At 64.6% G+C, this 10,654-nt stretch carries 10 protein-coding genes; all 10 read left to right on the forward strand.

The window, feature by feature from the left end; all coding sequences use genetic code 11:
• Positions 1-115: 115 nt before the first annotated feature.
• The gene (locus ACP16H_RS14795) at positions 116-1,360 is read left to right on the forward strand and encodes an MFS transporter (protein ID WP_425072867.1); all 1,245 of its coding nucleotides are present in this window, start codon (positions 116-118) and stop codon (positions 1,358-1,360) included.
• 33 nt (positions 1,361-1,393) lie between these two features.
• The gene (locus tag ACP16H_RS14800) at positions 1,394-2,065 is read left to right on the forward strand and encodes a DNA-3-methyladenine glycosylase I (RefSeq protein ID WP_425072868.1); all 672 of its coding nucleotides are present in this window, start codon (positions 1,394-1,396) and stop codon (positions 2,063-2,065) included.
• Between the two features lie 186 nt (positions 2,066-2,251).
• Positions 2,252-3,694, forward strand: a complete 1,443-nt coding sequence (locus tag ACP16H_RS14805) for a hypothetical protein (RefSeq protein ID WP_425072869.1) — start codon at positions 2,252-2,254, stop codon at positions 3,692-3,694.
• A 245-nt stretch (positions 3,695-3,939) separates the two neighbouring features.
• Positions 3,940-4,680 (forward strand): alpha/beta hydrolase, encoded by a 741-nt coding sequence (locus ACP16H_RS14810; RefSeq protein WP_425072870.1) that lies wholly within the window; start codon positions 3,940-3,942, stop codon positions 4,678-4,680.
• Entirely contained in the window at positions 4,677-5,588 is a 912-nt protein-coding gene (locus ACP16H_RS14815; protein WP_425072871.1) for an alpha/beta hydrolase, read from the forward strand. Before ACP16H_RS14810 ends, ACP16H_RS14815 begins: the two co-directional genes overlap by 4 nt.
• Before the next feature lie 31 nt (positions 5,589-5,619).
• On the forward strand, positions 5,620-6,054 hold the full coding sequence (locus tag ACP16H_RS14820; RefSeq protein WP_425072872.1) for a VOC family protein: 435 nt from the start codon (positions 5,620-5,622) through the stop codon (positions 6,052-6,054).
• A 179-nt stretch (positions 6,055-6,233) separates the two neighbouring features.
• Positions 6,234-7,196: an ester cyclase gene (locus ACP16H_RS14825; protein WP_425072873.1), complete on the forward strand. Its 963-nt coding sequence runs from the start codon at positions 6,234-6,236 to the stop codon at positions 7,194-7,196.
• A gap of 296 nt (positions 7,197-7,492) precedes the next feature.
• Positions 7,493-8,608, forward strand: coding sequence for a LysM peptidoglycan-binding domain-containing protein (locus ACP16H_RS14830; RefSeq protein WP_425072874.1), 1,116 nt, complete (start codon positions 7,493-7,495; stop codon positions 8,606-8,608).
• Between the two features lie 3 nt (positions 8,609-8,611).
• A complete protein-coding gene (locus ACP16H_RS14835) occupies positions 8,612-9,664 on the forward strand; it encodes a transporter substrate-binding domain-containing protein (protein WP_425072875.1) in 1,053 nt (350 codons plus the stop codon).
• A 212-nt stretch (positions 9,665-9,876) separates the two neighbouring features.
• The gene (locus tag ACP16H_RS14840; protein WP_425072876.1) at positions 9,877-10,587 is read left to right on the forward strand and encodes an alpha/beta fold hydrolase; all 711 of its coding nucleotides are present in this window, start codon (positions 9,877-9,879) and stop codon (positions 10,585-10,587) included.
• The last annotated feature ends 67 nt before the right edge of the window (positions 10,588-10,654 follow it).

The following is a 10,654-nucleotide window of genomic DNA, read 5'->3' on the forward strand; positions in this document are numbered from 1 at the left end:
GGCCTCGTCTCCTCGTCGGTTTGGCGCCCACGGAACGCCCGGTTGCGGGTTATGGTTTACGGTGCCCTCATTGGCGGTGCAGGGCGGGGCTGTCAAGCGCCGCGAGGGATGCGAGATGAGCGATACGACGAGTGAGGTTTACGACCGGTTGACCGGGGCCGAGGATGCGCCGGAGGTCGAGGCCCGCAACGGCTTGCGGCACATGCTGTCGCTGTCGATGAACAAGGTGGCGGACGGACTGATCGACCCGAAGCTGGTGCTGAGCTGGCTGGCGAATGCCTTGGGTGTTCCGGCGGCGGTGGTGTCGAGTTTCGTGCCGATCCGCGAGGCGGGGGCGCTGTTGCCGCAGATCCTGCTGGCGGGGCGGGTCGAGGCGTTGCGGCATCGCAAGTGGGCCTGGGTGACAAGCGTCGTGGGGCAGGGGATCGGCGCTGCGCTGATCGCGCTCGCGGCACTGACGCTGGATGGCATGGCGGCGGGACTGGCCATCGCGGCAGCGCTGGCGCTGCTGGCGATCAGCCGGTCGCTCGGGTCGGTGAGTTACAAGGACATCCTCGGCAAGACGGTGGCCAAGACGCGGCGCGGCGCGGTGACGGGCGTGGCGGGATCGGTGGCATCCTTCGCCGTGCTGGTTTTTGCGCTGGTGCTGATCTTTGGCACGGGGCAGGCGCAGGGACCGGTGGTGATCGCCATCGGGCTGGCGGCGGTATTGTGGCTCGGCGCCGGGGCGGTGTTTTCGACGCTGGAAGAGAAAGCCTCGGACCCGGACCCGGAGGCCCCTGGCATCGACCTGACGCCGCTGAAGACCGATCCGCAGTTCCGGCAGTTCATCTATGCGCGCGGGGCGCTGACCGTGACGGCGCTCGCGCCGCCGTATTTCGTGCTGCTGGGTGGCGGGCAGGACGCGCTGTCAGGGCTGGGCGCGCTGCTGCTGGCGTCTTCGGCGGCGGCCTTCGTGTCCAGCTATGTCTGGGGGCGGTTGTCGGACCGCTCCTCGCGCTTGGTGCTGGCGCTGTCGGGCTTCGTCGCGGCGGGGTTCATGGCGCTGGCGGTGGTGCTGGAGGTCATGGGGCTGGCCAGCGGATACGTGATCCCGGTGGTGCTCTTCGGCTTGATGGTGGCCTATCACGGTGTGCGGCAGGGGCGGTCGATCTACCTCGTGGACATGTCGCCGGAGGACGCACGGTCGTCCTACGCGGCGCTGGCGAATACGCTGATCGGGGTGTTGCTGCTGGCGGTGGGCGCACTGGGGGGCGTGCTGTCGGCCTTTGGGCCGGTGGTGGCGCTGTCAGGGTTTGCGGCTCTGTCAGTTTGTGGCGGCTTGCTGGCGCTGGGGCTTGACGAGGTCGAGGAGGGGTGACCTTTTTTCCACGGAAAAAAGGAGTACCGAGTGATGCGGTCATTTGAAGAAATCCTCGACATCGCGGCGGACCGAAAAGGTGGGCGGTCGGTGGTGCTGGCGGATATGCCGAAGGTGAAGACGGGCGACGAGATTGCCGCCACTCCCGACCGGGACTGGTTGGCGCAGATGGCGCGGGCGCTGTTGCCCGCGGGCATCTCGTGGACCGTGGTCGAAAAGAAGTGGCCGGGCATCAACGAGGCCTTTCACGGCTTTGACGTGGCGCGGGTGGCGCATATGTCCGAGGATTGGTTCGATGAACTCATCACGGACACGCGGATCATCCGTTCGCCGCCCAAGGTGCGGGCGATTCAGCAAAACGCGGTGCTGATACAGGAGGTCTCGGCGGAGCACGGGTCCTTTGGCCGTTATATAGCGGATTGGCCGTCGGAGGATTTCGCGGGGCTTGCGCTGTGGCTGAAGGACCGGGGCGCGCGGCTGGGCGGAACGACGGGCGCCTACGTGATGCGTCAGATGGGGGTGGAGAGTTACATCCTCAGTTCTTCGGTCGTGGCCCGGTTGCGGGCAGAAGGCGTGGTGGACAAACTGCCGACCTCCAAAAAGGGCTGGGCAGCGGTTCAGGCGGCGTTCAACCAGTGGAAAGCTGAAAGCGGCGAAAGCCTGACCACGATCAGTCGCGTGCTGGCGCAAAGCGTGGACGGGTGATTCCGGCGCGGGCGTTAACTTTTAGTGGCCAGAATTTGCATTTTTTCGCGCAACTTGTGCCGTATTAAACTGGGCGGTCTGACAGTGCGATAAACTCTCCCTGAGCTTGCCGAGCTTGACCGCGTATCGACGCTGGGTCGATGCGCCGCGAAAGGGAACAAGACGATGCTTACCTGATCTGGAAAGATGAAACTTCTTGGTACGGTCGCCCTCATCATGGCGGCTATGCCGGCAACACTCGTGATGTTCGACGCCCCTCCGGCCTTTGCTGCCGGAAATGGTGGCGGCGGCGGTGATGGTGGCAATGGCGGCGGCGGTGATGGTGGCGGCTCGGGCGGGTCTGACTCGGGTTCTGGCTCTGGCTCTGGCGCGGGTGGCAAGTCCGCCACCTCGCAGCAGGGCAGTTCCGGCCATACCGTCGATCCGGATGCGCCCATCGTGGAGCCGGAAGGGGCGGGCGGTTCTGCCGGGGCAAAGTCGTCTGGGGCAAGCAAACCGGCTACCAGCAAGGCATCGACCAGCCGGTCCGGCAGTGCCAAGGCTCCGGTGGTTCAGGCGGCCCCTGCGGCTCCGGTCGTGAAAGGGGATGACGGCGTAAACCAGCAGGCGGCGCGGACCGGTGGGGCGGAGGCCGGTGGCCAGATGGCTGCTCAGGCCGAGGCCACCACGGGCAAGCCCATGACGGACCTGTTCCTGGACCTGACAGGCGAAGATGACGATTCTGACCGCCCGCTTTGGGCCGGTGTTCCCGGCGGCAAGGACGGCGTCGGAGGCGGTCAGCCGGACAATTCCGGCACCACCAAGGGTGACCTGTTTGGCGACCTTTACGTGATCCTGCGCGATGACAACGGGGTTCCGATCCTGTCCGCCGAGGGCTTTCCGCAGCCGCTGGACGCCGACGGCAACCTGATCCCGCTGGACGAGGACGGCCATCCGCTGGACGAAAGCCTCGCCCAGGAGGTCGAAATCGGGCGACTGAACGTCGGGCGTGCGCCGACCTCGGTTCTGGATCGTCGCGCCGACGAGGTGATCGACCTGTTCAACGCCGCGACCCAGATCACGACAGATGCCGCCGGGCGTCTGGTCCTGACGGTGGACGGCGTGGAGCAGACCATCGATTCGCCGCTGGAGAACCTCGCGATCTACGTCTCGCTAATGACCACGGGCACGATCCCGGGCGTCGATGACCTGCCGGGCACGGACTTCGACTACATGGTCGATGGCACCTATACCGCCGAAGACCTCGCCGGATCGGTGGCGTTCCTTGCCGCGGCCACGGACAAGTCGGGGGAGTTCACCTCGGACGAGATCGCCTACATCAACGCCTTCATCGGCGTGAACACGGAGACGATCGGGTCGGTGACCTATTCCGACATCGACTACAGCAGCTTTACCTATGACCGGGTGTCGACCTACGCCGACGTGACCGCCGAGGTGCTGGTGCAGCAGCCGGACGGATCGTGGGTGGCTGAGACGGTGAACGTCTACGAGGTGGTCTTTGGCAACGCCAATGTCTCTGCCGAGGGGACGCTGGATGCCTACACGCAGGCCGCTGACGATGCGCTGGCCATCGTGGACTACATCCACGAATACGCGATCCCCGAGACCTTCGTGGCCGCCAACAACTGATCCTTTGGGTCCTGACGGAAAGATGTGTCCCGGCCGACAAGGCCGGGACATTTTTATTTGGATGTCCGATGGCTGCTTCTGTTGGCCGCGCGGGCGTGTTGCTTGGCGTTACGGGACGCGCGGGATGACGGTCCCCTGTGTCCAGCCATGTGTTCCTCGCGCAGAGCCATGCGGTGGGCGCGTGGGTCGGGGTCTTGGCCTTTGCAACAGTTGCGCTAAGGTCAGGACAACACGGGAGGATTTTCATGGCAGAGATTGCCTTCATCGACGGACCACGCGGCGACCGTCTGGCCTATGCGTATACCGGAGGGGATGGCCCCTGCGTGGTGTTCCTGTCCGGCTACCGCTCGGACATGGAAGGCACCAAGGCGGTGCATCTGGAGGCCTGGGCAGAGGCGCGCGGGCGGGCATTCCTGCGGTTGGACTACGCCGGGCATGGGCAATCGGGGGGCATCTTTGAACTGGGCTGTATCGGCGATTGGGCGGCAGATGCCGAGGCGGTGATCCGTCACGTCTGCACCGGGCCGGTCGTGCTGGTGGGGTCCTCGATGGGGGGCTGGATCGCGTCGATCCTCGCGCGGCGGCTGAAGTCGGTCGCGGGGTTCGTCGGCATCGCCGCCGCGCCAGACTTCACCGAGGACGGGTTCTGGGCGAGCTTCTCTTACGAGCAGCGCCGACAGGTGATGGAGGACGGGCAGGTGCTGTTGCCCTCTGCCTATGAAGACCCCTACGTCGTGACTCGGAAGCTGATCGAGGACGGGCGGCGCAACCTGGTGTTGCGCGCGTCCCTGAGGATGAACTGGCCGGTGCGCCTGTTGCAGGGCACCGAGGACGAGGCGGTCACGCGGGCAACGGCCTTGACTTTGCTGGACCATATCGAGGGGCCGGACGTGTCGCTGACGCTGGTGAAGGGGGCGGACCATCGGTTTTCGACGCCGGACTGCCTTGCGCTGGTCGAGAAGGCCATCATCGAGGTCGGCGGGTGACCTCGGCGCGGTTCGACGAACGTCAGCTGGATGGTGGCGTCGACCTGTTCCTTTCGGTGCAGGAGGCGCGCGTGCCGGACCTGCGCGAAGGAGTCGCGAAGCGTGTCGTCTGGCATGGCGCGCCCGAGACCGGCACGGATTGGGCGGTGGTCTACGTGCATGGGTTCTCGGCTACGTCCGAGGAACTGCGACCCCTGCCGGACCGGGTGGCCGAGGCATTGGGGGCGAACCTGCATTTCACGCGGCTGAAGGGGCACGGGCGGTCCGGGCCGGCTATGGCCGAGGCCACGCTGGATGGCTGGATGGAGGATATGGCCGAAGCGCTGGCAATCGGGCGGCGGATCGGCAGGCGGGTGCTGGTCATGGGATGCTCCACCGGCTGCACGCTGCTGACGCTGGCGTTGCAGCAGGATATGGCGCGGGGCGTTGCGGGGGCGGTGATGCTGGCACCGAATTACCGGGTGCGCGATCCCAAGGCCGTGTTGACCACATGGCCCGGCGCACGTTGGTGGCTGCCGCTTCTGGCGGGGCGGGAGCGCGGGTTTACGCCGTCCTCCGAGGCGCATGGGCATTTCTGGACATCGCGTTACCCCTCGGTGGCCCTGCTGCCCATGGGGCAGGCGGTGAAGGCGGTGAACGCCATGGACCATGGGGCGACGCGGGTGCCGGGGCTGTTTGTCTTCGACGACCGCGACGCATTGGTGGACCACGCGCGCACACGACAGATCGCGGCGGACTGGGGCGCTGCGGCAGAGATATTTGCCGTGGAGACCGGGGCCGGGGACGATCCCGGGCATCACGTCATCGCAGGGGACATCATGTCGCCCGGAATGACCGCGCCGATTGCCGCGCGCGTGCTGGACTGGGTGCGCAGCCTGCCGCCGGAAACTGGCAGTGGTTCCGGGTAGGTCTGACGGCGGTACGAACAGGAGATTTTCGATGGATCAAAGGGTAAGCCTCATCACGCTGGGCTGTCGGGACATCGCCGCAGAGGCCGCGTTTTACGAGGCGCTGGGCTGGGCGCGGGTGCCAAGCCAGGACGGCATCGTGGTGTTCGATCTGATCGGACAGTCGCTTGGGCTGTACGGACTGGAGGATCTGGCGCGCGATATGGGCGTGCCGGTGGAGCGTCTGGGCCACGGCGCTGCGACCTATGCCTACAATGTGCGCGAAAAGGACGAGGTGGCCGCTGTTCTTGATGCGGTGCGCGTTGCCGGTGGCGAGGTGCTTCGGGAGGCGCATGACGTGTTCTGGGGCGGGCATATCGGCTATTTTGCCGATCCCGAGGGGCATATCTGGGAAGTGGCCTGGAATCCCTTCTCGGCGCTGGGACCGGAGGGGCAGTTCCGCTGGGCCGGATATTCAGAGAGTTGATGATCCGCCAACGGGAAGAGGGGGCTCTGCCCCCGTCTCCTTTGGAGACTCCCCCGAGGGTATTTTTGAAACCAAAGAAGCACGAGCGTGGGAGCCTGTCAGGGGCATGCCGCAGCTTGGTAAACGGATTTTCATCAATTTGAGCGATCCCCTAGGGCGAGACAGGCCGGAGGGGCGACATGAAGGAATTCGATGCACGGTTTAGGGATATTCAGGACTATTTTCTGACCGGGGCCCGTGAAATCTGGGAGGAGCGCGGGTTGGCGGCGGCGCTGCCGTCTTATTATCACCCGGCCATCATTCACCGCGATGCGCGGGGCGTGGCACAGGGGCCGGGAGCGGTTCTGGCCGCGGGACTGCCGGACATGGCGGCCGTTCCGGATCGCAGGCTGCTTGGCGAGGAAGTCATCTGGACCGGGTCCGACCGGCGGGGTTTCCTCGGATCACATCGCATGGTGGTGGTCGGGCGACATTCCGGCGAGAGCGCGTGGGGCAGTCCCACGGGCAAGGCGCTGCGCTACCGTGTGATGGCGGACCGCTTTGCCAAGGCCAACCAGATCAGTGACGAATGGCAAGTGGTTGATACCGCTGCAATACTCTCTCAGATCGGCCAAGATGTCCAAGGCTTTGCCCGGGCGCGGTTGGAGGACCCGGGGAGCGAAGAGCCCGTCTTTTGCCCCGAAGTCGACGTGCCCGGTCCTTACACCGGGAAAGGCAACGACAGCACGTGGGGGCTGGCCTTCGAGTTGCTGTTGGAGCGGCTCATGGCCGGGCAGTTGTCGGTCGTGCCGGAGCAATATGACCGCGCTTGTCATCTGAATTATCCGGGCGGCGCGGAATGCCACGGTTGGGCTGCTGCAGAGCGGTTCTGGCTGGGGCTGCGGCAGGCGCTGCCGGGCGCGCAATTCGTGGTGCATCACCGCATTGGACTCGAGGAACCGATGCTTCCGCCGCGCGCGGCGCTGCGCTGGTCGCTGACCGGACGGCACGAGGGTTGGGGACTGTTCGGCCGCCCGACCGGTGCGCATGTCCACATCATGGGAATCAGCCATGCCGAATTCGGGCCGGAGGGGCTGCGTCGCGAATGGACCCTGTTCGACGCCGTTGCGGTCTGGATGCAGATCCTTGCATCCGAGGCTTGAACGGGGGCCTGACCCAAAGGAGTGTTCCATCTATTCCAAAGGCTAGTTTTTGTGGTGATGTCGCGGATGTGTTAACCTAACGTTAACCGGTCAACCGTTTCGGCGGTTCGAGATTTGATTCTGTGGATAAGGTCGTCCGATACACGGGACTGGCGATTCGGACGTATGGTGATCGTCGCACTATCGTGTGCGAAGTCATTGATACATATGGACAAGACCACATTCCCTAGATGTAGCGTTGACCAGTCCCACCATATCCGGGCATTTTTCGCGGCATAACTTTGGGGGAAATCGACATGGTCACGCGCGCCAGCGTATGGGCGGCGGCATTCGTGCTTGCCGGAACAATGGGGGCATCCGCACAGGAAACCTGTGGCGGCCTGTACAAGGTCCAGCCGGGAGACTCGCTGACGCTGATCGCTGACCATCTTTATAAAGACGTGGGTGCCTGGACCGCCATCTTCCGCACTAACATCGACAAGATCCCGGCTCCGGATGCCATCCAGGTGGGCCAGACCTACCGGATGCCGTGCATCAACGGTCTTCCCAAAGGCTTGAAGGGCGGCACGCCGATCGAACAGGTGGCTGCGGTCGAAACGACCGCCGTCGCTCCGCCGCCGCAGGAAACTCAGGCGCAGCGCACCCGTGCCGAGGCAGAGCGCAAGCGGGGCGTCGACGTGAAGCTGCTGGCGGGAGACGACTTCCGTCCCTTTACCAACCGTTTGCAGATGTCATCGGGGATGATTACCGACATCGTGAACCGCGCCTTCGTGAACAACGAGGACACCGGGCAACACAAGATCTACTGGATCAATGACCGGTCGGCGCACCTCGATCCGATGCTTTCGGAAGGAATGGTCGACATCGCCTTTCCCTGGCGCAAGCCCGAGTGTGCCGAGGGCACGACGAACCGGATGTGCACCGATTTCGTCTACTCGGAGCCGATGTTCGAGATGCTGGTCGTGCTGTTCACGGCCAAGGGTTCGGGCGTGACCTATCGTGCCGAGTCAGACCTTGCCGGGCTGCGCGTCTGTGCGCCGCTGGGTCATGCCGCCGCAACGCGGGAAGGCCAGAGCGCGGGTTACCTGGCGAAGGTTGGTGCGCGCCTGCAGCAGGCGCAAACGGCCGAGGAATGCTTTATGCGGCTGGTGTCCGGGCAGGCCGACGGGGTCGCGATCAACGAGTTCACCGGCCGGGTGGTGCTGCGCGACATGCGCCTGAACGATGCGGTTGAGCTGCAACTGAGCCGCCCCTTGGCCATCGAGACCTTGCACGCGGTGGCGCATACCTCGAACCCGCGCGCCGATACGCTGATCGCCGCTTTCAATGATGGGTTGGAGAAGATGCGCGCCTCGGGCGAATACCTGAAGATCGTCGACAAGCACATGTCGAGCATCTGGGCGGGGCTCTGATCCATGGCATTCAGGAGGAACGCGGCGGCCGTAGTGGTCGCCACACTGGCCCTGACGCTGGGCATCGGCGAAGCATCCGCACAGAGCTGCACGCCTGAAGACTACGTGGTGAAGCCCGGCGACACGGTCTTTACCATCGCGCAGACCAAGTACGGCGATCCGGAGAAATGGACGCTTATCTACTATGCCAACGAGGCGGCCTTGCAGTCTTCTGTGTTTCAGGTCGCGCCGGGCGACAGCCTGAGGCTGCCCTGCGAGCCGGGCACCGAGAAGGTGGTCGAGGACGCCACGCCCTTGCGGGTGGACAACGCCGAGCTGAAGCTGCTGACAGGCGGCAACTTTGCCCCCTTTACCGATCAGGACTGGCCGGGGCAGGGGATGATCACCGAGATCGTCAACGCCGCGATGGAGTCGACGCCCGCGCCGGTGACCTATTCGATCACCTGGGAAGACGACTGGTCCAAGCACCTCTTTCCTGCTCTGGCCGAAAAGACGTTCGACATGGGCTTCCCCTGGTACAAGCCCGACTGCGACGCGACGCCGGACAACGAGCGCTGCGCCAACTTCCATTTCAGCGATCCGCTGGTGGAGATCCTCGTGCTGCTGTTCGTGAAGTCCGACAGCGGCTTTGATTACCGTGACGATGCCGACGTGGTGGGCAAGACGCTGTGCCGTCCGGCGGGGTATTTCACGCATGATCTGGACCGCCCGGGCCGAGAGTGGATCACGAAAGGTCTGATAAGGCTGGTGCAGGCCGAGAGCCCGCAGGCTTGTTTTCAGAAGCTGCTGGACGGCGAAGTGGATGCCGTGACGGTGAACGTCTTCCTTGGGGCGCAGACGATCGAGGAAATGGGCCTGCGCGGGCGCGTGGTGCCGCTGGACAAACCGCTGGCGGTGGAAGGGTTGCACGTGGTGATTTCCAAGACCCACTGGCGGGGAACGACCTTCCTTTACCGCTTCAACGCGGGGCTGGCGGCGCTGAAGGAAAGCGAGCGCTACGGGCAGATCGTGTCCAAGCACCTCGGCGTGTTCTGGGATGAAATCAAGACGCAGTAGACATCACCGTATGACAGGTGTCTCAAGGGCCGCGTTCAAGGGAGCGCGGCCCTTTCACGTTTCGCGGAGGTTTGGGCAAATTTCATCCTGTTCTCGCCCGCCCCCTTTCGCTTGGTCCTGCTTCTGTTACCTTGCGTTTACGATTGAGACGTCTTCACGAGGGGTTGGGGTGACGAGGGCAGCGGCAGAACGCGGGCAAAGGGCGCGTCGGGATGCGTGAGCCCATCGTCTTCCTGCCCGAGATGATGTGCGACGCCCGGCTCTTCGGCCCTCAACTTGCTGAGCTGTCGCGCAAGCATGCGGTCATGGCCGCCCCCATCACCAGCGGGGAGCGCACCGAGGAGATTGCCTCGAACCTTCTGGACATATTGCCGAAGCGCTTCGCACTGGCGGGGTGTGGCATGGGCGGCGTCGTGGCGATGGAGGTCGCACGGCGCGCGCCGGACCGGCTGACGCGGCTTTGCCTGATCGACACCTCTCCGCTGCCCGAGACGCCGCAGCAGGCGGCCTTGCGCGACCCGCAGATCATTCGCGCAAAGACAGGCAAATTCGAGAGCGTGATTGACGAGGTGTTGCATTTGTCCGAACTGACCCCAAGTCCGTGGCGTTCCGAGATCGTCGCGCTGGTCAAGGACATGGCGCAAGGTCTGGGGTCAGAGGTGTTCATCCGCCAGACCCGTGCGCAGCAACGTCGGCGCGACCAGCAAAGCACACTGCGCAAGCTGGCGATGCCAACTATGGTGATGTGCGGTGCCGAGAACAGGCAACTGCCGGTGAAACGCCATCAGTTCATGGCAGAGCTCATCCCGGGAGCGGCCTTGCGGGTAATCGACGGAGCGGCACATCTGGCCATGCTGGAACAGCCCAACGCGGTTGCGGACGCCATAGCGGACTGGCTGGCGATGCCGCTGCTTTTGCGGTGAACGCAGCGTATTGATCGGAGTGTTGTCGAGCGGTTTCGCTTGCCTTCGGCAAGCGACCCGGGGGGGG

Source organism: Sagittula sp. S175, from assembly GCF_049800975.1.
Taxonomy (GTDB): domain Bacteria; phylum Pseudomonadota; class Alphaproteobacteria; order Rhodobacterales; family Rhodobacteraceae; genus Sagittula.